The sequence below is a fragment of the Nitrosopumilus ureiphilus genome, assembly GCF_013407185.1.
In the GTDB taxonomy this organism is placed as follows: domain Archaea; phylum Thermoproteota; class Nitrososphaeria; order Nitrososphaerales; family Nitrosopumilaceae; genus Nitrosopumilus; species Nitrosopumilus ureiphilus.
On the sequence record NZ_CP026995.1, the window covers coordinates 87,042 to 113,009 of the forward strand.

Annotated in this window: 28 protein-coding genes and 1 tRNA gene; 12 read left to right on the forward strand and 17 right to left on the reverse strand. The window is 30.6% G+C overall.

The window, feature by feature from the left end:
• Position 1 precedes the first annotated feature (1 nt).
• Entirely contained in the window at positions 2 to 541 is a 540-nt protein-coding gene (locus C5F50_RS00495; protein WP_179371788.1) for a 5' nucleotidase, NT5C type, read from the forward strand.
• Here the strand turns inward: C5F50_RS00495 and C5F50_RS00500 are convergent.
• Entirely contained in the window at positions 538 to 702 is a 165-nt protein-coding gene (locus C5F50_RS00500) for a hypothetical protein (protein WP_179371789.1), read from the reverse strand. The two genes, C5F50_RS00495 and C5F50_RS00500, sit on opposite strands and share 4 nt — an antisense overlap.
• 76 nt (positions 703 to 778) lie before the next feature.
• Between C5F50_RS00500 and C5F50_RS00505 the strand changes: the two genes are divergently transcribed.
• Positions 779 to 863, forward strand: a tRNA-Leu gene (locus tag C5F50_RS00505).
• Positions 864 to 869: 6 nt separating this feature from the next.
• Here C5F50_RS00505 and gatE read toward each other — a convergent pair.
• The 3 genes from gatE to C5F50_RS00520 are packed head-to-tail and all read right to left on the reverse strand — an operon-like array spanning position 870 to position 6,299.
• On the reverse strand, positions 870 to 2,777 hold the full coding sequence (gene gatE, locus C5F50_RS00510) for a Glu-tRNA(Gln) amidotransferase subunit GatE (protein ID WP_179371790.1): 1,908 nt from the start codon (positions 2,775 to 2,777) through the stop codon (positions 870 to 872).
• Positions 2,778 to 2,790: 13 nt separating this feature from the next.
• Complete coding sequence (gatD, locus tag C5F50_RS00515; RefSeq protein ID WP_179371791.1) at positions 2,791 to 4,080, reverse strand: Glu-tRNA(Gln) amidotransferase subunit GatD; 1,290 nt, start codon at positions 4,078 to 4,080, stop codon at positions 2,791 to 2,793.
• 32 nt (positions 4,081 to 4,112) lie between these two features.
• The gene (locus tag C5F50_RS00520; protein WP_179371792.1) at positions 4,113 to 6,299 is read right to left on the reverse strand and encodes a CDC48 family AAA ATPase; all 2,187 of its coding nucleotides are present in this window, start codon (positions 6,297 to 6,299) and stop codon (positions 4,113 to 4,115) included.
• Positions 6,300 to 6,402: 103 nt separating this feature from the next.
• Here C5F50_RS00520 and C5F50_RS00525 point away from each other — a divergent pair, with 103 nt between their 5' ends.
• Together C5F50_RS00525 and C5F50_RS00530 are read left to right on the forward strand one after the other, a co-directional pair.
• Positions 6,403 to 7,137 carry a 50S ribosomal protein L2 gene (locus C5F50_RS00525; protein ID WP_179371793.1) on the forward strand — a complete coding sequence of 245 codons (735 nt, stop codon included), beginning with the start codon at positions 6,403 to 6,405 and terminating at the stop codon, positions 7,135 to 7,137.
• Between the two features lie 49 nt (positions 7,138 to 7,186).
• Complete coding sequence (locus C5F50_RS00530) at positions 7,187 to 7,465, forward strand: acylphosphatase (protein ID WP_179371794.1); 279 nt, start codon at positions 7,187 to 7,189, stop codon at positions 7,463 to 7,465.
• On the opposite strand, the gene C5F50_RS00535 is transcribed toward C5F50_RS00530, so the two are convergent.
• Both C5F50_RS00535 and C5F50_RS00545 read right to left on the reverse strand, forming a co-directional pair.
• A complete protein-coding gene (locus tag C5F50_RS00535; RefSeq protein WP_179371795.1) occupies positions 7,462 to 7,794 on the reverse strand; it encodes a hypothetical protein in 333 nt (110 codons plus the stop codon). The two genes, C5F50_RS00530 and C5F50_RS00535, sit on opposite strands and share 4 nt — an antisense overlap.
• A 378-nt stretch (positions 7,795 to 8,172) precedes the next feature.
• Positions 8,173 to 9,087: a TIGR00269 family protein gene (locus C5F50_RS00545; RefSeq protein WP_179371796.1), complete on the reverse strand. Its 915-nt coding sequence runs from the start codon at positions 9,085 to 9,087 to the stop codon at positions 8,173 to 8,175.
• A gap of 99 nt (positions 9,088 to 9,186) precedes the next feature.
• On the opposite strand from C5F50_RS00545, the gene C5F50_RS00550 reads away from it, so the two are divergent.
• On the forward strand, positions 9,187 to 10,425 hold the full coding sequence (locus tag C5F50_RS00550) for an SGNH/GDSL hydrolase family protein (protein WP_179371797.1): 1,239 nt from the start codon (positions 9,187 to 9,189) through the stop codon (positions 10,423 to 10,425).
• Here the strand turns inward: C5F50_RS00550 and C5F50_RS00555 are convergent.
• From C5F50_RS00555 to C5F50_RS00580, 6 genes are all read right to left on the reverse strand, one after another.
• The gene (locus C5F50_RS00555) at positions 10,422 to 11,570 is read right to left on the reverse strand and encodes a sulfatase family protein (RefSeq protein WP_179371798.1); all 1,149 of its coding nucleotides are present in this window, start codon (positions 11,568 to 11,570) and stop codon (positions 10,422 to 10,424) included. The two genes, C5F50_RS00550 and C5F50_RS00555, sit on opposite strands and share 4 nt — an antisense overlap.
• A 55-nt stretch (positions 11,571 to 11,625) precedes the next feature.
• Positions 11,626 to 12,420, reverse strand: a complete 795-nt coding sequence (locus C5F50_RS00560; RefSeq protein ID WP_179371799.1) for a phosphocholine cytidylyltransferase family protein — start codon at positions 12,418 to 12,420, stop codon at positions 11,626 to 11,628.
• Position 12,421: 1 nt separating this feature from the next.
• Complete coding sequence (locus C5F50_RS00565) at positions 12,422 to 13,054, reverse strand: gamma-glutamyl-gamma-aminobutyrate hydrolase family protein (protein ID WP_179371800.1); 633 nt, start codon at positions 13,052 to 13,054, stop codon at positions 12,422 to 12,424.
• A gap of 50 nt (positions 13,055 to 13,104) precedes the next feature.
• Positions 13,105 to 15,525 (reverse strand): PEP/pyruvate-binding domain-containing protein, encoded by a 2,421-nt coding sequence (locus C5F50_RS00570; protein WP_179371801.1) that lies wholly within the window; start codon positions 15,523 to 15,525, stop codon positions 13,105 to 13,107.
• A 101-nt stretch (positions 15,526 to 15,626) separates the two neighbouring features.
• On the reverse strand, positions 15,627 to 16,310 hold the full coding sequence (locus C5F50_RS00575; protein ID WP_179371802.1) for a class I SAM-dependent methyltransferase: 684 nt from the start codon (positions 16,308 to 16,310) through the stop codon (positions 15,627 to 15,629).
• Between the two features lie 48 nt (positions 16,311 to 16,358).
• Positions 16,359 to 17,510: a site-2 protease family protein gene (locus tag C5F50_RS00580; RefSeq protein WP_179372849.1), complete on the reverse strand. Its 1,152-nt coding sequence runs from the start codon at positions 17,508 to 17,510 to the stop codon at positions 16,359 to 16,361.
• Between the two features lie 88 nt (positions 17,511 to 17,598).
• On the opposite strand from C5F50_RS00580, the gene cutA reads away from it, so the two are divergent.
• Positions 17,599 to 17,910 carry a divalent-cation tolerance protein CutA gene (gene cutA / locus C5F50_RS00585; RefSeq protein ID WP_179371803.1) on the forward strand — a complete coding sequence of 104 codons (312 nt, stop codon included), beginning with the start codon at positions 17,599 to 17,601 and terminating at the stop codon, positions 17,908 to 17,910.
• Here cutA and C5F50_RS00590 read toward each other — a convergent pair.
• Complete coding sequence (locus C5F50_RS00590) at positions 17,907 to 18,950, reverse strand: mRNA surveillance protein pelota (RefSeq protein ID WP_179371804.1); 1,044 nt, start codon at positions 18,948 to 18,950, stop codon at positions 17,907 to 17,909. The genes cutA and C5F50_RS00590 overlap by 4 nt on opposite strands.
• 32 nt (positions 18,951 to 18,982) lie before the next feature.
• Entirely contained in the window at positions 18,983 to 19,399 is a 417-nt protein-coding gene (locus tag C5F50_RS00595) for a hypothetical protein (RefSeq protein WP_179371805.1), read from the reverse strand.
• A 262-nt stretch (positions 19,400 to 19,661) separates the two neighbouring features.
• Here C5F50_RS00595 and C5F50_RS00600 point away from each other — a divergent pair, with 262 nt between their 5' ends.
• The 3 genes from C5F50_RS00600 (at position 19,662) to C5F50_RS00610 (ending at position 20,643) form a co-directional block, all read left to right on the forward strand.
• Complete coding sequence (locus tag C5F50_RS00600) at positions 19,662 to 19,805, forward strand: hypothetical protein (protein ID WP_179371806.1); 144 nt, start codon at positions 19,662 to 19,664, stop codon at positions 19,803 to 19,805.
• 1 nt (position 19,806) lies between these two features.
• Positions 19,807 to 20,055, forward strand: a complete 249-nt coding sequence (locus C5F50_RS00605) for a type II toxin-antitoxin system RelE family toxin (protein WP_179371807.1) — start codon at positions 19,807 to 19,809, stop codon at positions 20,053 to 20,055.
• 168 nt (positions 20,056 to 20,223) lie between these two features.
• On the forward strand, positions 20,224 to 20,643 hold the full coding sequence (locus C5F50_RS00610) for a secondary thiamine-phosphate synthase enzyme YjbQ (RefSeq protein ID WP_179371808.1): 420 nt from the start codon (positions 20,224 to 20,226) through the stop codon (positions 20,641 to 20,643).
• Here C5F50_RS00610 and C5F50_RS00615 read toward each other — a convergent pair whose 3' ends face one another.
• Genes C5F50_RS00615 through C5F50_RS00625 form a run of 3 tightly spaced genes read right to left on the reverse strand, consistent with a single transcriptional unit; the run spans position 20,644 to position 22,085 of the window.
• Positions 20,644 to 20,808, reverse strand: a complete 165-nt coding sequence (locus C5F50_RS00615; protein WP_179371809.1) for a hypothetical protein — start codon at positions 20,806 to 20,808, stop codon at positions 20,644 to 20,646. It lies immediately after the preceding gene.
• 49 nt (positions 20,809 to 20,857) lie between these two features.
• Entirely contained in the window at positions 20,858 to 21,316 is a 459-nt protein-coding gene (locus C5F50_RS00620) for a metal-dependent transcriptional regulator (RefSeq protein WP_179371810.1), read from the reverse strand.
• Position 21,317: 1 nt separating this feature from the next.
• Positions 21,318 to 22,085, reverse strand: a complete 768-nt coding sequence (locus C5F50_RS00625; RefSeq protein ID WP_179371811.1) for a TrmB family transcriptional regulator — start codon at positions 22,083 to 22,085, stop codon at positions 21,318 to 21,320.
• A 117-nt stretch (positions 22,086 to 22,202) separates the two neighbouring features.
• Here C5F50_RS00625 and tes point away from each other — a divergent pair, with 117 nt between their 5' ends.
• From tes to C5F50_RS00640, 3 genes are all read left to right on the forward strand, one after another.
• Entirely contained in the window at positions 22,203 to 23,867 is a 1,665-nt protein-coding gene (tes, locus tag C5F50_RS00630; protein WP_179371812.1) for a tetraether lipid synthase Tes, read from the forward strand.
• A gap of 52 nt (positions 23,868 to 23,919) precedes the next feature.
• Positions 23,920 to 24,858 (forward strand): glycosyltransferase family 4 protein, encoded by a 939-nt coding sequence (locus C5F50_RS00635; RefSeq protein ID WP_179371813.1) that lies wholly within the window; start codon positions 23,920 to 23,922, stop codon positions 24,856 to 24,858.
• A gap of 63 nt (positions 24,859 to 24,921) precedes the next feature.
• Entirely contained in the window at positions 24,922 to 25,968 is a 1,047-nt protein-coding gene (locus C5F50_RS00640; RefSeq protein WP_179371814.1) for a methyltransferase domain-containing protein, read from the forward strand.

A 25,968-nucleotide genomic window follows, 5' to 3' on the forward strand; every position in this document is an offset into this window, starting at 1 on the left:
AATGAAAATTGCTTTAGATGTTGATGGTGTACTTGCTGACGTAATAATACCTTGGTTAAATTATAGTAATACAATTCGACCTAAAATCTCAAAATATGATATAACTGATTGGGATTTCTGGAAGAACCACCAAATCAATCAATATGATTTCTATACGGAATTAAGTTCTTGCTGGAAAAATTGGAATTCTATACCTCCAACTGAAGAGAATTTATCCTCTGTTACAAAAAATCTTTTAGAAATAGGTCAGGTAGATATTGTTACTGCGAGAGAACGTTCTACTGATTCTTTTGTAAAAAGTTGGCTTAATCATCACAACATATCTTTTGATAATTATGTATCTGTAATTGATGGACCGATGAAAGCCGATTTGGATTATGATGTTTTTATTGACGATTCGCCACTTAATGCATTAAAATTTCTTAAAAATAAAAAAAAAGTAGTTCTGTATTCACAACCCTGGAATCAACATATTTCTGAAAATAAAATACATAGAATTTCAATTCTTTCAGAAGCTATAGAAAAAATTAATTCAGTTTAGTCTTTTACAAGTTTTCTAATATTTACTTGATGTCCACTCCTAACATGAGAGGAATGAGTCGTATTCAATAATTCCTTTACTTTTTCATCATTGTAGAATTTTACATTATATTGTCCAAGTACTTTTTTACAATTTGAACAATATACTTCGTTAAACTCCATTTTTTCACTTGATTGATTAGATTATTTTTTCATAGTATAATAAAGAAACTTATTCTAGATTTCAAAAATTCATAATGCGGGAGTCACCCAGCCTGGTCAACGGTGTAAGGTTCAGATCCTTATCTTCTAGGAGTTCGTGGGTTCAAATCCCACTTCCCGCATTTTGTTCAAATATTTCCTAATTTTTTCTTAATGTTTTTTAAAAGAAGATTATTTACTATTTCGCCTGAAACTTTTCCTCTTAATTCCTTCATAACAATTCCCATCAATGGCCCAATTGATCGTTCTTTTTGATTTTTGACTATTTCTTGATTTTTTTCAATTACATCCACGATGATTTCTTCTACTTTTACTTCATCAATAGTCTCAATTGACGCATTTCTCAATGCTTCATCAATTGTTTGAGATTTGCCAGACATGATACTCTCATAAATTATCTCAATTGATTCTTTTGCAATTTTTCCTTCTGCTAATAGTTGAAATGATTTTACTATGTTCTCTTCTGTTAATAATTTAGAATTTAGACCGTTTCTCTCTAAATTAGTAATTGTAGAACATAAAATTGATGCAACAAATGTAGGATTGACTTTAATTTTTCCAACAATTTTTTCAAACAATTCAATATAGCGTGAATCAAAAATTTGCTCAGAAAGCTGAGAATTCAATTCATATTTTTTTTGTAACTCTAAAAGTGATTCATCCCATGATTTTGGAATATTTTTTGTAGCATTTTCTAATTCTTGATTTGTAATTGAAATTGGCGGGATATCTGTTTCAGGATACATTCTTGACGCACCTGGACGTGGTCTTAAGAATACTGTTTCACCAGTCTGTGTAGCCAATCTAGTTTCTGCAGGGACTCCTTTTTTGGCTTCTTCTAATCTATTGATAATTGAATTAATTGCAAAATCTATTTTTGAAGAAGGAGCTGCAATAATTAAAAATGCGTCGTTTTGATTAACCTTTAAAATATTTCTTACAATTAAAATATCGTCCTCTTCAATTCCATAGTTTGGTAGTTCATCAGAATGAAAAACTCCTCCAATACCATAAAACTTTACTAATTGTCCTATCTCTTTTCCTAATCTAATTCCTTCAAATGGTGTATATCCAAACATTCCAGAAAAATTTTCAATTTTTATTGCTTTGATAATTGAATTATCTTTTAATGCTTTTTGAATTATTTTAGATTTACAGCTTTTCCAATTTTCAGTGATATCAAAAATATTTTCTCTTTTTGAAATTCCTTCAAAATCTGAATTCCTTAATTTTTCAGCAATTTTTACTAATCCAAACTGTCTTTTAGCCTCGAATTCTACTACTTTTTCCAATTGATCTAATTGTTGAACCCCTTTTACTTCTACTACTCCCCCTCCATCTTTTACTGAAACATTGACATCTTGTCTAATCGATCCAATTCCTCTTGTTACTTTTTTGGTACTTCGTAATAGCCTACCTAAAGATAATGCGATTTTTTTAATTTTTTTAGAATCTCCTTCTACAGGATCTAATGCAATCTCTAAAAGAGGTACACCAAGTCGATCCAAGCTATATTCTCTAATGTTTCCCTTATCTCCAAGAAGTTTTGCTGCATCTTCTTCAAGACAAATTGATTGTATACCTACTTTCTCACCATCAACTTCAATTTGCCCTCCTTGTGAAATTAACATGGTTCGTTGAAATCCTGTTGTATTTGAACCATCAATTACAGTTTTTCTCATTGGATAAATTTCATTAAAAATTTTTGAATGAAGCGATGTTGCAATTACAAGTGCAAGATCTTTTGCATCATTATCTAAGTTATGAGGTGGCTCTTCATCTTGTTCAACTAAGCAGCTACTTTCTGAATTTGCATAATAGACTATTGTTTTTGATTTTAATTTTTCAAATAATACAGCTGGATCATATTCTCCCAATTCACTCTTAACTGCACGCAATTTCCTTTGAAATTTAATTGAATATTCTTCTGATTCAATTGGTTTACAATTACAAAATAATTTTTTGTTTGTTGCTAATTGTTGATGAATTTCTAGTCCTACTTTTAATCCAATATCACTTATAGAAAATTCTGACACTTTATTTCCTCTCTTAATTTGATATCTCTGATGCAATATTTCTCAGCATAATTTTCTTTATTTCTTCAATATTTCGTGAATTTCCTATTGCCCACATTGTCTTAACTAATGCTACTTCTGGAATCATATTTTCTAATGGAATTATACCTAAATTAAGCAAATCACGACCACTCTCATAAACTGTCATTCGAACTCTACCATCAATACATTGCGAAGTCATACCTAGAAAAATTCCTTTCTCATTTGCTTTTTTTACACTATCATACATTGTCCTTCCTATATGGCCTAATCCTGTTCCTTCAAAAATTATTCCTTTGTAACCCATTTCAATAATTTTTTCTAATAAACCTGGATCATATCCAGGATGATATTTCACTAATACAACTTTAGTATCTAGGTTAATTCTTGGATAGAATTCATTTATTTTAAAAAAATCTTCTTTAATGTTTTTTTGAATTTGATTTTCTGCAATTATGAATGCAGGATTATCCCCAATTGTTTGAAATGCACCTCTTTTGCTAGTATGGTTTTTTCTTACTCTAGTTCCTATATGACATGCAATTGTTTCATCATTTTCATCATGGTGCATCACAACATAGACACCTTTAGTATTACTTGTAGTGATAAATTTTGTTGCACCAATCAAATTTAATGCTGCATCAGATGAAGCACGATCTGAAGATCTTTGAGAACCTACAAGTACAATTGGTATTGAAAATCCTGCCAATGCAAATGAAAGAAATGATGATGTATAATGCATGGTATCTGTACCATGTGCAATAATTATCCCAGCATAATCTGATTTAGAATATTCATTTATCTTTTTAGCAATTTGTAACCAATGTTCAGGTTGTATATTTTCAGAATATTCTGAAAATATTACCTCTGCATCAATATTGGCAATTTTTGCAAGCTCTGGAACAGATGCATTAAGTTCTTCAGCTGTTAATACAGGAGTTACTGAGCCTGTTCGATAATCAACCTTACTTGCAATTGTTCCTCCAGTTGATAACAGTAAAATTTTTGGCAATCCTTCAATTTTTTCTATTCTTTCACTTTTTTCAATTATTTTTTCTGTATCTTGATTTTTCTCAATGTTCTTAATTTCAGCAATTTCTAACCCTACATTGTATCCATTTTTTAATTTCAAAACAATGTGTTTGTCATCACTATGTTCATACCTTGGCATTATTATGCCTGAATACGCAATATCTGCAATAATCTTGACAGAATCGCCTACTGCAATTTTATTTGCCTTTAGAAATTCTAGCGAATTACCCTCATATCCTCTGTATTCTGACATTTATGAGAATTAGATTTGTTATTTAATTAAAACTACCTGTAATAGGAAGCCACTAGTTTTTCGCCTAATTTTAGATCTTTTTGCTCTCTGACTTTTTTTACTGCTTCTTCAAAGTGTTTCATAGTAACCTTGGCATCAATTGTAGTTTTCTCAATATCTTTCTCATCTGGATGTGAATCTAAAAATTCATGAATTACAAGAGATACTGCAGTATTTGCAATAGATGCTGTGTCTGCACCGCTGAGCCCATCAGTTAGATCAGCAATTTTCTCAATATCTACATGTTGAGGATCACTTTTATCATCCATTATTGGAATTTTTGCTGCATTGATTTTCAAGATGCTCTTTCTGCTCTCTTTATCTGGAAGTGGAATCTGAATAATCTTATCAAATCGTCCAGGCCTTAATAATGCAGGATCTATCATATCTGCTCTATTTGTTGCAGCTAACACAATAACGCCGTGCATATTTTCCATTCCGTCTAATTCTGTAAGTAATTGACTGACAACTCTTTCAGTAACTGCTGTTTCTCCACCTGCTCCTCTTATTGGTGCAATAGAATCTATTTCATCAAAGAATATAACACATGGAGCAGATTGACGTGCTCTTTTGAAAATCTCTCTAATTCCTCTCTCTGATTCTCCTACCCATTTTGATAAAAGCTCGGGGCCTCTAACAGAAACAAAGTTGGCTTCACTTTGTGTAGCTACTGCTTTTGCAAGTAATGTCTTACCTGTTCCACTTGGACCGTGAAGTAAGATTCCTCTTGGCATAGTATGTCCTAATTTATCATAAAGGCCAGGATATTTCATAGGCCATTCAACGGCCTCTTGTAGCTCACGTTTGACTTCTTCTAATCCTCCAACATCATCCCATTTTACATCTGGGTTTTCTATGAAAACTTCTCTCATACCTGATGGAGTAACTTCAATCAAAGCTTTGAGGAAATCATCATTATTTACAATTAATTTATCTAAAGTTTCTGGAGGAATTTTCTCTTCTTCTAAATTAAGAATAGGTAGTAATCTTCTCAAGCATTTCATTGCAGCCTCTTTACAGAGATATTCCAAGTCTGCTCCAACATAACCGTGACTGACTGCTGAAATTTTATCAATATTAACATCATCAGATAGCGGCATGTTTCTACTATGAATTGCAAGAATATCTTTTCTTCCTTTCTTGTCTGGAACTTTAATCTCAATCTCTCTATCAAATCTTCCCGGTCTTCTAAGTGCAGGATCAATTGCATTTGGTCTGTTTGTTGCAGAAATTACTATTACTTTTCCTCTAGCTTCTAGACCATCCATTAATGACAACATTTGAGAAACAACTCTTCGTTCAACTTCTCCAGTAACTTCTTCTCTTTTTGGTGCAATAGAATCTATTTCATCAACAAAGATAATTGATGGAGATTTTTCTCTTGCCTCTTTGAAAATTTCTCTTAGTCTAGCTTCACTTTCTCCGTAAAACTTACTCATAATTTCTGGACCTGAGATACTGATAAAATGCGCATTACTTTCATTGGCTACTGCTTTTGCAAGTAATGTCTTTCCTGTTCCGGGAGGACCATACAATAAGACACCTTTTGGTGCTTCAATTCCCAACTTTTCAAAAATCTCTGGATGTCTTAATGGAAGCTCAATCATTTCTCTGACTTTCTTAATCTCATCTGTTAAACCACCAATGTCTTCATAGGTTACTTGTGGAACTCCACGCAATGTTTCTCCTTTTTCTGCAATATGGAAAACAGTTTTTTGAGTAACTAAAACAGCATCAGCTGCGGGGGTAACTCCAATAACTTGAAAAGTTAAACGTCCACCAAAATATGGAACCATTACATTGTCACCTTTAATCAAAGGAACACTTTCTAGAGCATCTGCAAGATACCTTTCATCAATTGGAGGAATTGCCTCTAATGGAGCAACTACTACTTTTTCTGCAGCAACTGCCTTTATTTTTCTAACAGAAATTGTATCTCCGATTGCAATTCCTGAATTATTTCTTCCAAGTCCATCAATTCTAATAATTCCTTTTCCTTCATCAGATGGATACAAAGGTAGACATTTTGCAACCGTTCTTCTTTTACCTTTAATTTCTATAACATCGCCTGTAGAAGCATTTAGAGTATCCATGGAATCATAATCGATTCTTGCTACTCCTCTCCCAACATCTCTGGTATATGCTTCGAGAACTTTGAGGGAAAGACCACTTTGGCTCATACAGAAATGCCCTTTGTCTAATTTTTATACCTTTGTGGTAATTTTCTTAACTTACAATAGACATCACAAGCTTAAAATCCTCTTTACGTAGGAAACGATCAACTTGGGTAAGAGACCATTAGTTAGAAGACGTGGCCGTGGAGGCATGCAGTTTAGGTCTACGTCTACTGGTAAAGTAGGCTCCAAGGCAAATTATCCTCGTTTTCCACTTGCTGAACAACATGAAGGTGAAATTATCGATTTGGTTCACGAACGTGGACGAGAAGCACCATTGACTAAAATTCGATTTGAAGATGGATCTGTTTCATACATTCCAGCAATTCTTGGAGCTAAAGTAGGTGAAATTTTACAATTTGGATTAAAATCAAAAATTGAGAAAGGAAATGTAATAAGCGTTCAAAATATTCCTGACGGTACAATTGTCTGTAATATTGAAAAGCATTTTGGAGATGGTGGCGCTATAGTTAAATCTGCAGGTACTAATGCAACTATCTTCTCTCATGGTGATGAGGGAGTTACTGTTAAACTACCATCTGGAAGATTTACTACACTAAATCCAAAGAATAGAGCCATGATTGGCACTCTTGCTGGTGGTGGAGCAAGTGAACGACACTTTATGAGTGCAGGTAACAAATGGCGTAGTTTTAAGGCTAAAGGAAAGAAATATCCAATTGTCAGAGGTGTTGCTCAAGCAGCATATGTTCACCCACATGGTGGTGGTCGTCATCAACACGTCGGACAAAGCTCAACTGTTTCAAGAGATGCTCCTCCTGGTGCAAAAGTAGGAAGTATTGCAGCTAGAAAGACTGGTAGAGCTAGAATTAAAGAAAGAAAGTAGTTTCTCTTTAACCTAAAATTGATTAATGACTCTTTGAAATCTATTTTTAATGTCAAAACAACGAATTAGAATTTTTGTAACGGGTAGAGTACAAGGAGTTTTTTTTCGTCAGACATTAAAAGCTAAAGCAAAACAAAATGATGTGTCTGGTTGGGTCAAAAATCTGAAAGATGGTCGTGTTGAAGCTGTTTTAGAAGGGAACACAGAAAATGTTACCAGACTAGTTGAATGGGCTCATGGTGGACCTGCAAATGCAATTGTTGAGGATGTAGAAATACGAAATGAAAAATTCACTGGAGAATTTTCAAAATTTGATGTTGCATATTAATTAATTTTCTCAAATGCTTCTTTAATGATATTACCAAACTCTAAAATTTTTTGTTCTTTGCTTATTTGAATAATTTGTATTGGTTCTTTTCTACTTTTTTGAATTTTAATAATTACTCCTTCTTTTTGAGGTTCTACATCTGCAAACCATCTAAAAGTAATTGATTTGCAAAAAACAACTCTGTGCATCCTAATGTCTTCAACTACATTTTCTCCTAAAGAGAAACAAAATTCTCTAATGGAGTCAAAAAGAGGTAAAACTGAACTGGGAATTTGTTTCTTAAAATCTTCATATTTTCTTTTATTCCCAAATGAGATAATTCCTTCCATGATCTAGCAGTTTTGATTTAAATTATAAAGGTAGTAGATCTGCTGGCTCCAGTCTAGACGAATAGCCCCATTTCAAGGCATACAAGATCCGCCACGTTGACGAGGAAGCGTGGATGCCCCACCTTAGGATTGCTCCCTCCCGGACCTCATCCCTTTCGATGGTTCAGTCTTAGAAGTTATCCCTTCGAATATTTCTAGTCCTGCAACCACCCGCCTCGGCGTGATTTCATTTCCGCACACCAAGCGGGAATTACCCATCTAGAGATTTACCCAACAGTTGCTGATCTCTGCATATAGCCGGTTTCAGAACAGGGCACGGCTGGCACCCTAATCCTACCTACTACCATTTTTTCTAAAACAAAGTATGCTATATTTGCATTAGGTTTGATTTTCTTTCAGTTTTAAAACCATATTACATACTGAGCATATGTTTCCAGTGCATTCAGTTCCACATTTCTCACAAACTGTTTTTTCTTTTGGATTTGTAGTCTTTACAATTTGAGAAACTTTGAGAATTGATTGATACAAATTATTTTTAACTCCACTGTGTTTAGTTTCTAGTGAATTTAGAAATTCACGAATCTCTGTTCTTATTCCTTCATTCATGTGTGGACAAGGTTCTGATTGAAATGGAATATCATTTGTAAATGCATAAAACACTATTTCGGATTCATATATCTCACAAAATGGTTTTATTTTTCTTAAAGAATTTGAGGACGTATCAGGATCCATCCACCCAATTTTTGTTGTGTCTCCTGAAAGCATATTGATTACAAATGTTTGTAATGTATCATCTAGATTGTGACCTGTTGCAATAACATCTGCATCGATATCTTTAGCTGCATAATCTATTGCTCTCCTTCTAAGGGTTCCACATATTGAACATGATGAAGTTTTCTCATTTTCTCGTAAATCTAGGGCTTCATCTAGTGTTAATTCGAATAAATCTTTGTAAGAGTAAACTTTGTGTTCTACATTTAGTTCAGCACAAAACTTTTCAACAATCTCTAATGCCTCATTTCTATATCCTGGAATTCCTTCATCAATAGTAATTGCTTTAATTTTAAAACTATGAGTTGATGCCATTTCATTAATGATTTTCAGTAATGCCAGAGAATCTTTTCCTCCTGATACTGCAACTGCTACTAAGTCATTATGTTTAATCATATTATATTTTGAAATAGTTTTAGCAGTCTTTCTAACAATAGAGTTTGAGAAACAAGTTGAGCATAATTTTTGACCTGAATATTTTCTTGTATAGACAGCTGGGTTTTCACAACTATCACAAATCATGAAATTATTGATTCTTTTCCATTAATGATTCTTTAGGAAATATGATATATAAAATAAAAAAATAAAATAGTTTAATTCTATGTATTTCAAACAAATAAAATGGATTTTTACCAAATAACAGTAATTTTTTGGATATTGATTATTTGGTTCATCGTAGAAATATTAATTCAAATTTGGGTTAAACTAGTAAATAAAAAATTTCAATGGCTGATAATTTCAAAAGATGAAACACCTAAATTATCTAAAGATGGTTTAGAAAAATTCTTCCAGCATGGTTATGATTCAAAATTAGGATGGATTAGAAAATCAAATACTTCTAATCATGAAAAAGGTAAAGATGGAGAAACATTTTGGAGTATTAATGAAATTGGAGCTAGAACAAACCCAAAATTTGAAAATCAAAAATCTTCTATATCGTGTTTTGGTGATTCATTTACATTTTGTAGACAAGTGAATGATAATGAAACATGGGAACATTATTTATCAAAATTAGAAAAAACAAATGTACAAAATTTTGGAGTTGGAAATTATGGACTTGATCAAAGTATTTTAAGACTTGAACGAGAATATTCTAAAAATCAAACTGATATAGTGATTTTAGCTGTAGTACCTGATACAATATGTAGAATCGTGAGTTTATGGAAGCATTATTATGAATATGGCAATACTTTTGCATTCAAACCTAGATTTATCTTAAAAGATAATAAAATTGAATTAATCAAAAACATAATTGATGAAAAACAAAAATTTGATAATTATGAAAAATATCTAAAAGAAATTCAGGAATTTGATTATTTTTTCAAACAAAAATTTATTAAAGAAAAAATTTCTTTCCCATATTCTTTTAACATATTTAAAAATATAACAAGAAATTTATTAATTTTAAAATGGATTACAAAAATTTACTTTTATAGGAAATTAGGTAAAGATGTTTCAAAATTTGAATGGAAACCTATGAAAGTGATAATGGAAATAAATCTGAAATGGAGAATAAAATTATTTCAAGACTCAAATACTCTTATTTTATTTGAAAAAATCTTGGAACGCTTTTCAAAATTTAGTTTTGATCAGCAATTTATATCCATTTTTATGTTTATTCCTCAAAAAGATGATATGGAATTTATAAAATCAAATTTTCATTTTTATCAAAATTTTATAACAACAATTAATGGTATAAATGGATTGCATTTTATTGATGTGACCAAAAACTTTCTCAAAGTAGATAACTTAGATGAATTATATTCTGATGATAATCAATATGGTGGTCATTTATCTAAACAGGGTAATGAATTAGTAGCTAAAATTATTTATAAAAAATTACAAACAATAAAAAATTAACTTCTAAGATTTGTATCTATTTTATTCTGATTCAAATAAAATAATAATCGTTCTTTGTATCTTTTGATTTTTATTGAATTTGGATTATACAAATTATTATTTTCATCGGGATCATTTTGTAGATCATAAAATTCCCATGTTTGAGGAGTATCATTGTAAATTAATTTATGATCATCAAATTTTACACAAAAAACATTATGTTTGTGTGGAGATGGCCAAGGTCCATACAATCCACCTGTTTCAACAAAAACATCTCTATTTTTAGCATTTGGATCATCAATAAGTGGAATTAAACTTTCTCCTTGAATTTCTTCTAAATTTTCAGAAGGAACATGCCCAATCAATTCTCTAATAGTAGGAAAAAGATCAATTGTTCTACATTGTTTCTCAATAATTTTAGGGATGGAATTAGGTATGTGAAAAATACTGAATACATTGATTGTATAATCATATGTAAATACTCCATAAAATTTTTCTCCTTCTTTCTCTCCAATACTTGTTCCATGATCTGCAAAAAAGATTAGAATAGTTTTATCATCAATGTCAAATTCTTTCAATGAAGATTGGATTGCTTTAACATAACTATCACAGTCTGGTAAATAAGAATCCAATCTTTTATGATTTTCTTCTTTAGATTCAAAGAAATTATCATTCAATTCTTCATTATCTTTCTGTATTATTTCACGAACTAAATGTTTGTGAACCTCAGTATAATGTAAAAAAAGAAAAAATTTTTCTTTTTTAGACAATTTCTTTATAAGTTCTGTATGCCTTGTGACAAAATTTACTGACTTTTCATCAAAAATATTCCATTCATCAAATCCTTGTTTAGGGATAACAACCTCACTAATAATATCACATGAAGTATAATATCCAGATTTTTTTAAAATTTCAGGCAATGTTGTAATGAAATCTTTTTTAAATTCAAAAATATTATAATATCCATTTACTCCATGCTTGGAAGGATACATTCCAGTAAATACTGAATGAAGAGATGCAAAAGTATAGGGCGCAACAGTATTCATTTTAGAAAAATAATAACTATTTTCTTTTAGAGATTTTAATGTGGGACAATAATCAATCTTATCTTTACGAAATCCATCAATATTGATTAGTATAATATTGTAATCTTTGTATGAATTCATATGTAGCTAATTCATGGTTTTTTTATTAAGTTATATGTTTTTGAAACTAAATTAATTATAATTTTTCTAAATTTATTAATTCGGATATTGTGTTATCATTAAATTTTTTATTATACAAATTATAGTCATTTATAGAATCTAATTCTAACCAACCATTGTTTATTGGAATAGATTTGATTTTATGTCCTTCATCTATTAGACCTTGAAGTAAGTCTGTCATGTATGATTTCTGAAATGGTATGGATGAATTAAGTGGATTTGAGCCTGTTTTTGACAAATTTTTTGCTTTTTTATAAAATTCCTTCAAAATCGTTGTGCCTGAATTTTGAAATTTCATCAATCCAATATATTGTCCTTGAATTCGTTCAATATCGTTAACTTTCTGTCCGATATTTTTTATGAATCCTTTGTCATCTAGAATTAAACTTTCAGCATCATTTAATGGATTCTGAAATCTCATTTTCCAATACTCTTTCCAATTTTTATCTATGATTACAGACATATCAAAATCATCATCTACCAATTTTTCTAAGACATTTTTTTCATAAATTATATCTCCATAAGAAATTATGACTTTACCATCTAACTTATTTTCTGCACAAAATAGCGTTTCAACCATGTTTGTTTCTTCATATTTAGAATTAAGAAAATAATTTACATTCGCAATTGTTATTGTTTGAGCTTTATATCCTTTCACAATTGAAATATCAAAAATTCCTAAATCGTGAAAGTTTTTTATTTGCCAATCTAATAATGATTTAGAAAATAATTTCACCAAGCATTTAGGTTTATCATTTGTTAAAGGACGTAATCTTTGTCCTTGCCCTGCAGCAAGAATAATGGCTTTCATTTTATTGTCCATTGCTAAAAATTTTTTTTAACAATAATTGATTTGTTTTATTAAGATCTCTTTCAGGATGCCACATTACTCCTGTAATATCATATTCAGTATGAATTAATCCCTCAATAGTATCATCAATATCCGATTTAGCAAATGGTTCTAATTTCTCACCAATATTTTCTACAGCAATTATATTATTATGATAAGAATTTACAGAAATTTTCTTCCCCAAATTTTTTGAATAAGAATTCTGTACAATATTTACAACGTGATCTGAATTCACATGTTTTTTATTATCTGTTTTTATATTTTTTCCACCAAAATAATTATTAATCAATTGCATTCCTCTACAAACTCCTAAAACAGGTAGATGATTTTTAATTCCATACTTTAACAAATCTTCTTCAGTACGATCACGTTCAATATCACACCCAAGATCATCTCCACCAGATAATATTATTCCATTTAATTCATGTTGATCTAAAAATAATTCAACATTTGATAATACATTGGGAATAAAAATTGGAACCATGTCTAACTTCTCAAATAATCGTGGCCAATCATGACTAATAGCATCTCTTTTTTCACCGTAATTAGGATCTTTTACTATGCGTAATGATATCCCAATTTTTTTAAAGCTCATAATCTTTGATGATCGTATACAGTTAAAAAGTTGAACATATTTTAGAGAATTTATTTAATATATCCTAAAGATTTTAAAATTTTCCTTTCTTCAACAAATTTATTTATTTTCAAATTTTCTAAAACAGTAATTTCATTATTTAAGCAATCTAGTAAAACCTTTGAAGAATTTACTAACTCTTCAAAAATTAATTCTCCACAACCAATTGCTGCTGGTAATCCAATTTCAGCACATCTGATAGCCATATGAGAAGCAACTCCTCCATATTTAGTAATTAACCCAGATGGATTTTCTGCAAAAATCCAATCAAATCCTGGATCTGCATTCTCTAATAAAACAATTTTTCCATTTAAAGAAAGATCAGATGATTTTTTAAAATTCAAGATATCACCTATGATGGATTTAGAAGTGATATAATTTGGTCTTGCATGATAATATGAAATTATTTCAAAATCTTGTTTAGAGGAAATTAATGGAGGTAAAATCAAATAATCATAAAGAGATTTTTTAATTTTTTGAGATTTAATTTTATTTTTCCATTTTTCAATTAATTCTTTTTTGTTATATTTTTTATATGTTGTAATGATAAAATCAATTTCTAAATAAGACAAATCACATCGTGAAAAATTTAACTTAATTCCAGCTTCAATAATTAACTGTATTGCATCACTAAGATTTCTTGTAAATTCAAATTTTAATCGTTCTCTTATAATAAACGAATTTTTTATAATTGTTAAAAAGTCATCATTGGAATAAATATGATTTTTTTCTAATATTTTTAATAAATTTTTAGGAGGTTTAAATTCTGGCTTTTTCATTTTTTTAAATTTAATTTGATTGAGAAAATCATTCTGTTCATCATATCTTTTTGCAAGTATATCATAAGTTCCAGGTCTAAGATGTCCATATTTTTTTAAAAGTGAATTTTTTGATATTTTATTTTGAGAATAATCAATTACACTATTTCTGAATTCAGAAAGTGGAGTCTTTAATGTATTCATAAAATCATCTAAAAATTGCTGTTCAATATGATTTGATTTTACAAGACTCCTTAATATTGTAGAAGTAATAAACGCTATTCTAGCCATCGATGAAAATTGAATAGTTCCCAATTCTTTACAATCTATTAATAATTCTTCAGCGTTTTTAAGAAGTGATTTATAATTTTTTTTAGATTTATTTATTTTTTTTAAAATAATTTTTCTATTTTGATTCATCTTTTCAATTGAATTTAATGAATCCTCAAAATTTTTGTTAAAATTTTGAAAAATTTTATTTGTAAAATCAATTAGTGCTTGTACTAAAAAATTAATTTCTTTATTAGAAAAATTATATTTTTTTAATTTATTTTTTGTTAATAAATCATAACATGTTATAAGAATTTCAAATTCAACTTTATCATGTAACTCAGGATTTGAAATCAATTTTTTGACATAGAATCTCATTAATTTTTTTGCTAGATGACTATTTACAGTAGAAGGAATTAATGACTCAAAACTTTTTTTGATATCAACATATGGTTTATTTCCAAATTTTACCATCAGATTACTTTTCTTAGGATCTCTATAACCTACCTTCATTCGTCCTTTATACCAAGCATTTCTCATAATTAAAAAATTGTATAAAGAATAATCTAATGGATTTGGATTATTTCCAATTATTTCAGCAGGATTCCAATCTGCCATATCTGAAAAAATATGATGTTCTTTAGAATCAAAATTGGATGATTTTGTAAATTGGATTTGTAATTTTTTTATTAATTTCTCAATTTTTGAATCTAATTGTGAATCTATATAATTAATGGATGTTATTGGCCGTACTTGAAAAATTATAATTTTATTAGATTTAGAAATTCCAAATTCTATATCTAAAGAAGAATTGAATAAAATTTGTTCTAATTCTTTAATCGAATCAATTAATGGTTTCCATTTTTTTGGAATGGTCCTTTCATTTGCATTCCTAAAAATTTTGATAATATTATTTACTGAACCTTGTGTTACACCAATTGTAGATCCACCATCTTCATAATTTATTACATAGTAGGGACTACCCATATTTGGAGTACGAGAGAAAATAACTCCACTGGTAATGATGTCTTCAGTTTGATTTTGGACTAGAATCTGATTTAATTTATTATCATTCCCTTTTTCCCCATATGAAGAAATCACTTTTGAAATTGTTTTTTCTATTTCATTCTTTGACTTTGAATTTATATTCAAAAAACTTTCAAATTTTCCAGCTTCTGAAGATTCAATTGAATCTTCACCAATTGCAGAACTACGAATTACAATATTTTGTTTAAATAAATTTGAGATATCCTCTAAAATTTTAGATTTACTGGTTAACCAATCATTTATTGTAAATATATAAAATTCCTCTATTTCAGATTTTTTAATTTTTGATTTTAAAAAAAATAAAACATTTGCTTTTGATGTGAAAACATTATCTGAAAATTTTGAATACTTCCTCATGATTTTGAAAATTTACTTCCTTTGATTTATAGTTTAAAAGAATCGTTTAATTAATCAATAACATGTAAGAATTTCTAAAATAGGAATTATTTTTCTATGAGTTAATCTTTTTTTTGTAAAACTAAAAACCTTCTTTCAGGAACATTTACTGGATATTCTGACTTAACCATTCTTTCTTCTAATAAATCAAAAAATTCTTCAAACAACTTTCGTTTTGGATCAAATAATTCCGGATCATAGGTATCCATTGAAACGGTTTCCCACATCAATAAACCATTTGGTTTTAACAAATTTTGAATTTTATTAATATATTCCATAAATGTAAATTTTGTTTTTCCATCTATTGTATTGTCATTTGCTAATGAAAATATAATATCATATTTTTTATCTGTTGAAAATTCTTCAAAACCTGAAGTATGAAAATCTAAATTATTTATATCTAGAAATTCTTTTGTATCATTTCCTATATCTGTTAAATATGGGTTTATTTCAACTCCATCAACATATTTCAAAAATTTTGAAAGATGAATTGTAAAGAATCCACAATTACAACCAATATCTAAAGCAATTTTTTCTTTTGAAAGATATTTATCAATTTTGTATCTAGTAAATCTCTCTTCTGTAGGTCTACAACCATTAATTTTGATCTCTTCATATCCTTGATAGAATCCATTATCTGATGCATAAACAAAACTATCCCATTCTTTTATTTGAGCAACTACATGTTTTCTTAATTTTTTATGAAGTTTTTCTAAATCAGTTATATCATTTTTACCATCATTCATTTGGTATAGATCAAATTTGACTTTATATTAAATATATCCAAGTTTTTTTTAGATTGTAAACCATCCTGATTTAAGATATGATAATGCGATATTAAGCCCAAATAGAGTAAACGTGAATGCGTAAATTCCCCACATGGCAACATTGACTGATTTATCTGAGATCTTTTTATCAATAATTGTATGAATGAATTTTCCTCCATCTAATATTGGTAGAGGAAGCATGTTAATTATTCCTATGAAAAATGAAATCATCCATAACCACAACAAAAACATTGAAACATTGGGATCATTCCATGTAATGAAATTCATTATTGGTTTGTAAGCAAATGTATTGTCTCTCATAATTCCTATAAGCCCTCTCTCAGGATCTTCAGGAGATGGAATTATTTCAACACCAAATTCCAATGTTTGACTATCCCTTAGCACTGTGACACTTGCTGTTTCTCCTGGATTCAAACTAGGAAAATCAACTGGACTAAAGATCGGTATTCCATTAATTGATGTAATAATGTCATTTGCAAGTAATCCTGCTTTTTCAGCTCCTGAGTTTTCTATGATTGATAGAATCAAAACTCCATCAGGTAATTCATAAAATGTACTGAGAAGTGGTTCTGGCAGTACCATTGCAAAAAATGGATTTGTTAATAAAATGAGGCCCAAAACAAATGCAAAAATTACATTTGATGTTGCACCTGCACCAATTACTCTTAATTTTGAAATCTTTTTTGCCTTTTCAAACTCTTCTTCATCTGGCTCTACAAATCCAGCAAACATTGCGATAAATATTGCAAAACCTCCTGTTTTGATTTTTATCTTTTCTAAAGCAGCAACTATTCCATGTGCTCCTTCATGAACTACAAGAACAATCGGAATTGATAGTAAAAAATATGTAATTGATGATGCAGATGTTAATGTCACTCCTGGGATTAGGACTGTTAGTTCTGAAAATTCAGACTGTGCAACAAAAAAGTTTGAAACATTATTGAGCAAAAACCAAAATGCAAAACCCATCATAATAAAACCTGCAATAACACTTGTATCTGCAAAAACTCTGATCCCTCTTTTGGTTCTATTGAGAATTCTGTTTAGAACCGAGTTGACACCTTTGTTTTTGTACACTAAACTGTAAGCCTTTATTTCAAAACCATATTTTTCTAATTTTAGAGCTTTTGCGATAATAACTATCACAACCCATGCAATTAAGACATAGATAATCGAATTCTGAGTAATAAAATCAAGTTCCAAACTAATTGTTAATTTTTTAAAGAACGTACATTTATCGTTTACTATGAAACCAGTAATAATCATCTCAACATATCCTGATAAAACATCAATTTCAAAAATTGCAAATGCTCTTGTAAAAAATAAAATAGTGGCATGTGTCAACATTTCAAAAATTTCATCAATTTATTCTTGGAATGAAAAAATTGAAAATACATCTGAATATCTTGCCATCTTCAAAACAATGACAAAAAATAAAAAACTATTAAAAAAGAAAATTTTGGAAACTCATCCATATGATGTTCCTGAAATAATAGAAGTTGATGTTACTTCAATTAACAGATCATATCTTAATTGGTTAATTGACTCTACCAACTAAGATTCAATTGCATATCGTAATAAGGAAACTATTCCTCCCAAACCTGTAACTCTAAGACCGATATCTGTGGATGCATCAACACTGTAAATTTTTACTCCTTTACTTTCAGCGTCATTGAGAAAATCCATAATTTTTTGCTCATCATTTTCTTGTATTGCTTTATCTGAGAATACAAGAGATTCAACTGCACCCATTTGATTTGCATTAAAAGTTTCATCAAATCCCATCGTAAACTTGTTGCTTTTTTTATTTGCAAGCAGCATGACTTTATCAATTATGGATGAAGCTTTGGCTAGTTTACTCTCAGACATTATTTCCTGCATTGCTTGAGATTTTGTAAATGTGTATATTCCATCTTCACCACCTGAATCTATTCCTTCAACTACCTGAATTTTGTATTTTTGTGATTTTTCAATAAAGTTTGCAAATCTTTTTTTTGTTTCACCAGGACCAAAAATTACTATAGAGTCTTCTTTTTTAGAAATAGAGAATACTGCTTGTTGTACTTGATCAAAGAATTTCTCAATATTAAAATTGGTTTTGTATCTTTTACCGCCAGATCCTGAATAAATATTTGGCATAAATTCTAAATGTGTTCCTCTTAATCTTGCAATTCCACAATCAGCAGTGTCAATTGCTACAAGTACAAAAGCAATTTGATTATTGTTTGATTCTAAAAGTTTCTTCTCAATGGGAGACCATTTTTTCTTTGAAATTGTAATTCCATCATTTATTTTTAGGATAAATGAATGGTGTGATCCGTGGGGTACTGATTCATTACTTGATTCATAAATTGTTCCACCAACCCTTAATCTGTCTAAAACATCATCAAGTGAAATTTTTTCTACAGTTAATGCAATTCTAACTTTGATTCTTTCTCCTTTGTCTGGTCTTGAATAATCTTTGTCTTGTTTTAGAACTCTTGTTGTATCTCCTATTACTTTGTCATCTTTTTTAATAATTCGTCGTAGATTCAAAAGATCATCAGAATCTTCTGGTATGACTGAAATTGAATTCTCATCAATAGTCTTTGTAATCATAATGATATCTTAATCTACAAAAAGAAAAGAGTTTAGCTTGTGACTTCGTTAGTCTTCGTTTCTTCTGTTTTTTTCTTTAGATAGTTTTCAACCCAATCTAAAGTAAGAACACCTGATTCTGCTAGATTTGTAAGAGAATTTGCAGAAGCTTCACCTGAAACTTTACCGTTGTTTCGTCTTAATTGACGCCATTTCAAAGACGTGTTTCCACTTTTTGAATTATAGATTATTCCAAGAATATCTCTTGCATTAACAAATGTAATATCTCTTATTTTTTTCAAAGTTACTTTATCTGCAGCTTCAACGTAAATTGCACCCAGACTATCTTCTCTTTCGGCAAATACTTCTGAATCCTCCAAATAACTACGTGGAGCATAGGATTTACAAGTACTTGAAATAATAAATCTTCTAAAACTTTCCAATGAAGCCGGAGAATCAATTGCAACCATTTTGAATGATTGAACTATTGGCTATTTATAATATTATGGAAAAGTACTTCCTGTCTTCATTCTATATTGTAACAAAATATGTCTCAAAAACACGTTTGAACAAACATTCTTAGAATTTAAGGTACTATTCAAAACCTCTTTTTGCATAATTCCATTGTTATAATCATATTTTCATTTGTAGACTTCTGAGAGGATGTGGCTTGACTAGTAATGGTACAACATCCTTCTAAAACATTATTAGAAACAAACACTAACTTAAAACATGCAGTCTTCTGCAAAAACAAAGAAATCAAATGACCTTACTCCTGAGGAGATAGCAGATATTAAAGAATACTCATCTAGTAAAGAAAAGCCAAAACATTTCAAAAATATTAAAGAACTCATAAAAGATTTAGAAAACGATTAGATTGTGGGAATTTGACAGAAAAAGCAAATTCAAAAAACAATACAAATTGTTAGGTTCTGTCAGGCAAGAGAGAGTCAAGAAAGCATTAATACAACTTGCTTATTCTGATAGACCCGAGTCATTAGGAGTCTACAAATCATCTATGGAAGTATATGCATATGAATTAGGACATGACGATCGAATGATTTACAGGGTCGATTATGATAAACATACAATAGAATTAATCAGGGTCGGAGAGATCACAAAATGACATATGGTAAAGATTGATCCGCTGGTTCACCAATCTTGAAAGACTCAATTACTATTTGCCCAAATCAGCCTTGCAGGCAGTGATGAACCTATCCCTTTGAAATGATGATGAGGATCTTGAGTTCTGAGCCTGCCCTAGGTTTTTAATGATTAATTTGAACTAAAAAATATGAAATCTCTTACAGAATATCTCACTTTTGACATTAAAACGAGAAGAGCTTTTGTCAATATTACGAATGATATTAGAAATCTTGTTACAAAAAGTAAAATTCAGGAAGGACTTTGTCTTGTAAATGCTATGCATATCACTGCAAGTGTTTTTATTAATGACAATGAAGGCGGATTACTCCACGATTATGAAAAATGGTTGGAAGGATTAGCTCCACACGAACCAACTGATCAATACGATCATAACAAAACTGGTGAGGACAATGCTGATGCTCATCTAAAAAGACAAATTATGGGAAGAGAAGTTGTAGTTGCAATAACTAATGGTAAATTAGATTTTGGACCATGGGAAGAAATTTTCTATGGAGAATTTGATGGTAAAAGACCAAAAAGAGTTTTAGTTAAAATAATTGGTGAATAATCATCCAAAGTCTGCATCACGTTTTTGACTTTGTGATTCATTCTTTCTTGCAGCGGCTCTAAATTCCTCGTCATGATTTTGAGGTCCGTGTCCGCACTTTACACATGCAATTTTGAATCCATCCTCATTTTTCTCATATGTTTCACAGCCACAGAAGCATACCATGTCTGAATTTAATTTCTAAGATGATATATCTTTTGGGATGTAATTTCACTTAAACTGATTTACAACATTCACCCATTGGAATTTCATGATCATGTGGGCACTTTCTTGGATGTTTTAACATTACACAAAGAGCATCTGTAAATTGCTTGTTCATATGATGCTCAATTCCGCATACCATTTCCTCATCGATTTCCACTTTTAGTGCACTATCCATGAGAACTTCCAACAATCTACTGTTTCTCATCATACTTGCACCTATTCGCTCACCATCTTCTGTAAGTTTCACACCTGCTTTGTTGTAATTTACAAGATTCTTACTGTTTAATTTCTTGAGCATTTGAACAACGCTTGGTTGTCTGACATTGAGCATTTTAGCAATGGTGCTAATCTTGACATCCTCTCCTCTTTCTTTGATGTGCCAGATTGCTTTAAGATACATCTCAACATGTTCTGCCTCTGCAGTTCCTACAAAGAGAGTCTCTTCATCATCATCGTTTAATGCATCCATACTATACCACTTTTGAGTCTTTTAATAAATATTCAAAGTATTGACGTGCAAATCCTGCCAATCCTGCATGATCTGCCCAAATTGCTACAACATCTGAAGTGTTAGCCCCTCCTATTTCTGGACCTAATAAAATCACAACATATCTTTTGTCAGAAATTATGCCTCCTCCAAACAGACCTTTCTTAATTTTTACAGTTGAAACCCGTTTAATTGCCTTGATTGACTCCTTATCCATTTTGTCTGATGTAAGTATAGTGATGTCTACTCCTTTATCGTGAAGTGATCTTAGTTTTGGTAATGCCTGTTTTACAAGATCTACTCCAGCTTCAGGCAATGCAATCATTACCTCATTTCTGCATGTATCTACCATTTCTAAAATTTTAGCTGCAATGTTAATTGCACCTGAAAGTACCCAAATGTCTGGTCTTTCACTGGTTCCACTTTTTTCATACAATGGAACTAATTCGTTTAGGATAACACTTTGATTCTGGGAAAAATCATTTTCCATTTTTTGTTTTGTTGTTTCTAGTCCAGTAGATGGTGACTTTGCAAAATATTTTGTTGGTCTTGAATCATCGGATCCAATCCATCCTTTGTCTTCTAAAGTTCCTAACACTTCATAAATTTTTGAATATGGTACTCCTGATTTTTGACTAAGATCTGATGCTGTCAACTCACCTGATTTGAGTAATGCAGAAAATGTTCTAATTTCATAACTAGTAAGACCAATTTTTTCTAATGCTTTTCTTGTTTTATCAGATATGCTCATATGCGATCTAGTCGATCAGTTTTGGTATTTAAATCAGGTATGCCTAATTACTAAATTCCACACGGGGCCAAGTATGAAATGCATTATATAGTATTTCAGAAGAATTTCGATTATACTATGGCACTAATTCAGATATCCAATCAATCAAGCAAAAATTTAGGCAAAAAGTCCACAATTAGATTCACCCAGAGTATCTGTCCTGACTGTAACATGATTCTGGATGCAGAAGTCTTTGAGAGAGATAACAAGGTCTTCATGTCCAAAGTCTGTCCAACTCACGGTGAATGTGAGGAATTATACTTTGGCTCTTATGAAATGTACAAGAAATTCAGCACGTACTGGATGGACGGAAAAGGCGCTCATTCTCCAAATGTGATGATTGACAAATGTTCCTGTCCAAATAACTGTGGATTATGCTCAAACCATCTTTCACACAGCGGACTGGCAAACATGATTGTAACTAATAGATGTGATTTGACATGCTGGTATTGCTTCTTTTACGTAAAGAAAGGACTTGAAGGCGCTTACATGTATGAGCCAGATCATACTCAAGTCAGAGCAATGATGAAGACTCTGAGATCTGAAAGGCCAATCCCAGGAAACTCTATGCAGATTACTGGTGGTGAACCCATGCTTAGAGAGGACATTGCTGATGTTATTAAAATAATGAAAGAGGAAGGTGTAGACCACATCCAAATGAACACAAATGGTATTAGACATGCAATGGATCCAGAAGCCGCAAGAGAAGTAAGACTTGCTGGATGTAACAACTTGTATCTTTCCTTTGATGGTGTAACTGCAAGAACAAATCCAAAGAACCACTGGGAGATTCCATATGCACTTGATAGTTGCAGAAAGACCGGTACTACTGTAGTATTTGTTCCAACAGTAATCAAATCAATTAACGACCATGAATTAGGTGGAATTATCAGATATGCGCAAAAGAACATGGATGTAGTTCATGCTGTAAACTTCCAACCAGTATCCCTAACTGGAAGAATGGGTAAAGGAGAACGTGAAAAATACAGAATCACAGTTCCAGATTGTGTTCAAAGAATTGAAGAGCAAACAAACGGTGAGGTAACAGTTGATGACTGGTTCCCAGTCCCAAGTTGCATGCCACTAACAAATGTTATTGAAGCATTTTCAAGCAAACCAAAATACGAATTATCAATTCACTTTGCTTGTGGTGCTGGAACATACATCTTTGAGGATGCAGACACAAAAAAGTTTGTCCCATTAACTAAATTCTGTGACATTCAAGGAATGTTGGAATTATTTGAAGACAAAGCAGAAGAGATTCGCTCTGGTAAAAACAAGTACTTTACAATGCTTGAAGTTGTAAGAAAACTCAAAGGCTTTGTTGATACAAAGAAACAACCAGCGGGATTAGACTTGGCAAAGATGTTTGGTAATATCCTCATGAAGAGATCATTTGATTCAGTTGGCTCATGGCATGTCAAGGGATTATTCCTTGGTATGATGCACTTCCAAGACAAATACAACGAAGACTTGGAAAGACTGCAAAGATGTGATATCCACTATCTTACACCAGACCTTAGAATAGTTCCATTCTGTGCATTCAATGTAATTCCAGAATGGTACAGAGACAGAATCCAAAAGAAATATTCAATCACTGTAGAGGAATGGGAAGAAAGAGAAGGCGTCAAATTAGAAGACGGTCTATACAGAGGTCTTATGAGACGCGGAGCAGGTGACGAGCTTGCTGCTGGCTGTGCAAAGAGCCAGATGTTCCATGATGCAGCACAAGCTACAATGTAAAATATTATTTTTTAATCCAAGACCTTAAAAGGTCTACAAATAATTTTGTTTTGTGAAAATTCTATATATTTCTCCAAGATTTGAAGGAGGAATTGGAGGTCATGCATTTAGAGTTGCAGAAAAATTACGAGAACAAGGTCATGATGTAAAATTAATGAAAGTACCACATATCCCAATCAAAAAATTAAAAAATCCATCATTTACAATGTTTGGAATTTTAAAATCATTAATCAACCGTGAAAAATATGATGTTGTTCATGCATGGAATATACCGTCAGCATTTGTAATGAAATACATTAATGCGGATAAAAAAATACTTTCAGTACATGGAGTATATTCTGAGCAAGTGGAAATCTTACATTCCAAAACCACTGGATCTCTAGCTAGTAAAGCAGAACTAATGGCATTTGAAATATCTGATAGACTAACAACTGATTCAAAAACTGTTCAAAAATATTATAATGAAAAAATTAATGCAGATTTTATTTATTTACCAGCACCATTAGATACAAAAAAATTCAATAATATCAATGAAATTGAAAAAAAGAAAAATCAAGTAGTCTACATAGGTCGTGATAGCTATGAAAAAGGAATTGATATTTTAAAAAAAATAGAACCTAGAATTAATGGTAATGTTGTCTATTGTACTGATTTACCATGGGAAAAAACCATGGAAGTTTTAAAATCATCAAATATTCTTATTGTTCCTTCAAGAATGGAGAGCCTTCCACAAGTAATCAAAGAAGCTTTTTATCTAAAAATTCCAGTAATAGCAACAAATGTGGGGGGAGTATCAGAAATTATAATTGATCATGAAACTGGAATTTTAATTCCTCCTGAAGATCCATCTAAAATGCTAGATGCAATTAATTCATTATTAATTGATGAAGAATTACAGAAAAAATTATTAGAAAATGCATATAATTTTATAATGAAATTTTTTACATGGGATGCATTACTTCCTAAATATCTAAATTTGTACACACATTAATCCTGGTTTGTCAAAATTAAAAATTATTAGTTTTTATTTGCCACATCTAAAACTTGAGTAGTTTTGAAACAAAAACTTCTTGATTTTCTTGTATGTCCAACATGTAGAAATTCAATTCATGTAAAAATTAAAAAGAAAAAAGGAAGTGAAATAATTGAGGGTTTAATTTCATGTGATAAATGCAAAGATGATTTTAAGATCGATAAAGGAATACCTCGTTTTGTAGTTGATAAAACAAAAGATTTTGTCAGGACTGAAGAGGCTTTTAGTGCAAAATGGCGTAAACATCATAAAAATCACCAAAAAAAAGATTGGATAGATTTTCAAAGAAAATGGTTTTTAGATAGATACGGATGGAAGACTGAATCAAATTTTAACAAGTTCTTAGATACTAAAACTAAAATTCTTGATGCAGGTACTGGAATTGGTAATAGTGCAAAATTCCTTTCCTCAAATTCAAATGCAGATGTTTTTGCATTAGATGCAAGTGACAGCATTGATTTTGCATATGAAAAATATGGAAACTTATCTAATGTTCATTTCTTACAAGCAGATCTCCGACAATTACCATTTCCAAGAAAGTTTTTTGATTATATTTATTCAGATCAAGTTTTACATCATACAAAAAATACTGGAACTTCATTCAAATATCTGACAAAATTCCTTACAAATTCTGGAGATATTTCGATTTATGTTTATAATAAAAAAGCTCCCGTGAGAGAATACGTTGATGACTATATTAGAAACAAAACTGTAAAAATGTCCGTTGAAGAATGTACAGAATTCTCCAAACAAATGACATATTTGGGAAAAAGCTTGGCAAAATTAAAAAAGAAAATCAAAATTCCTTACGACATCCCAATTTTAGGTGTAAAAGCAGGTGAATATGACGTTCAACGATTCGTTTATTGGCATTTTTTGAAATGTTTTTGGGATGAATCTGATAATTTTGAAAGAAGTGTGGGTGTGAATTTTGATTGGTATTCTCCAAAATATGCATTTCGACATACTCCTTCTGAAGTAAAAAAATGGTTTAAAGATGCACAAATTAAGATTACAACCTTTAAAGAAATTGAAAGTGGAATAAGTGTTACAGGTAAGAAAAAATAA

What these genes read in the sequence shown, in the direction of transcription:
- C5F50_RS00495 (WP_179371788.1), top strand. Translation starts at nt 2, where the DNA reads ATGAAAATTGCTTTAGATGTTGATGGTGTACTTGCTGACGTAATAATA.
- C5F50_RS00500 (WP_179371789.1), bottom strand. Translation starts at nt 702, where the DNA reads ATGGAGTTTAACGAAGTATATTGTTCAAATTGTAAAAAAGTACTTGGA.
- gatD (WP_179371791.1), bottom strand. Translation starts at nt 4,080, where the DNA reads ATGTCAGAATACAGAGGATATGAGGGTAATTCGCTAGAATTTCTAAAG.
- C5F50_RS00520 (WP_179371792.1), bottom strand. Translation starts at nt 6,299, where the DNA reads ATGAGCCAAAGTGGTCTTTCCCTCAAAGTTCTCGAAGCATATACCAGA.
- C5F50_RS00530 (WP_179371794.1), top strand. Translation starts at nt 7,187, where the DNA reads ATGTCAAAACAACGAATTAGAATTTTTGTAACGGGTAGAGTACAAGGA.
- C5F50_RS00535 (WP_179371795.1), bottom strand. Translation starts at nt 7,794, where the DNA reads ATGGAAGGAATTATCTCATTTGGGAATAAAAGAAAATATGAAGATTTT.
- C5F50_RS00545 (WP_179371796.1), bottom strand. Translation starts at nt 9,087, where the DNA reads ATGATTTGTGATAGTTGTGAAAACCCAGCTGTCTATACAAGAAAATAT.
- C5F50_RS00550 (WP_179371797.1), top strand. Translation starts at nt 9,187, where the DNA reads ATGGATTTTTACCAAATAACAGTAATTTTTTGGATATTGATTATTTGG.
- C5F50_RS00555 (WP_179371798.1), bottom strand. Translation starts at nt 11,570, where the DNA reads ATGAATTCATACAAAGATTACAATATTATACTAATCAATATTGATGGA.
- C5F50_RS00560 (WP_179371799.1), bottom strand. Translation starts at nt 12,420, where the DNA reads ATGAAAGCCATTATTCTTGCTGCAGGGCAAGGACAAAGATTACGTCCT.
- C5F50_RS00565 (WP_179371800.1), bottom strand. Translation starts at nt 13,054, where the DNA reads ATGAGCTTTAAAAAAATTGGGATATCATTACGCATAGTAAAAGATCCT.
- C5F50_RS00570 (WP_179371801.1), bottom strand. Translation starts at nt 15,525, where the DNA reads ATGAGGAAGTATTCAAAATTTTCAGATAATGTTTTCACATCAAAAGCA.
- C5F50_RS00575 (WP_179371802.1), bottom strand. Translation starts at nt 16,310, where the DNA reads ATGAATGATGGTAAAAATGATATAACTGATTTAGAAAAACTTCATAAA.
- cutA (WP_179371803.1), top strand. Translation starts at nt 17,599, where the DNA reads ATGAAACCAGTAATAATCATCTCAACATATCCTGATAAAACATCAATT.
- C5F50_RS00590 (WP_179371804.1), bottom strand. Translation starts at nt 18,950, where the DNA reads ATGATTACAAAGACTATTGATGAGAATTCAATTTCAGTCATACCAGAA.
- C5F50_RS00595 (WP_179371805.1), bottom strand. Translation starts at nt 19,399, where the DNA reads ATGGTTGCAATTGATTCTCCGGCTTCATTGGAAAGTTTTAGAAGATTT.
- C5F50_RS00600 (WP_179371806.1), top strand. Translation starts at nt 19,662, where the DNA reads ATGCAGTCTTCTGCAAAAACAAAGAAATCAAATGACCTTACTCCTGAG.
- C5F50_RS00610 (WP_179371808.1), top strand. Translation starts at nt 20,224, where the DNA reads ATGAAATCTCTTACAGAATATCTCACTTTTGACATTAAAACGAGAAGA.
- C5F50_RS00615 (WP_179371809.1), bottom strand. Translation starts at nt 20,808, where the DNA reads ATGGTATGCTTCTGTGGCTGTGAAACATATGAGAAAAATGAGGATGGA.
- C5F50_RS00620 (WP_179371810.1), bottom strand. Translation starts at nt 21,316, where the DNA reads ATGGATGCATTAAACGATGATGATGAAGAGACTCTCTTTGTAGGAACT.
- C5F50_RS00625 (WP_179371811.1), bottom strand. Translation starts at nt 22,085, where the DNA reads ATGAGCATATCTGATAAAACAAGAAAAGCATTAGAAAAAATTGGTCTT.
- tes (WP_179371812.1), top strand. Translation starts at nt 22,203, where the DNA reads ATGGCACTAATTCAGATATCCAATCAATCAAGCAAAAATTTAGGCAAA.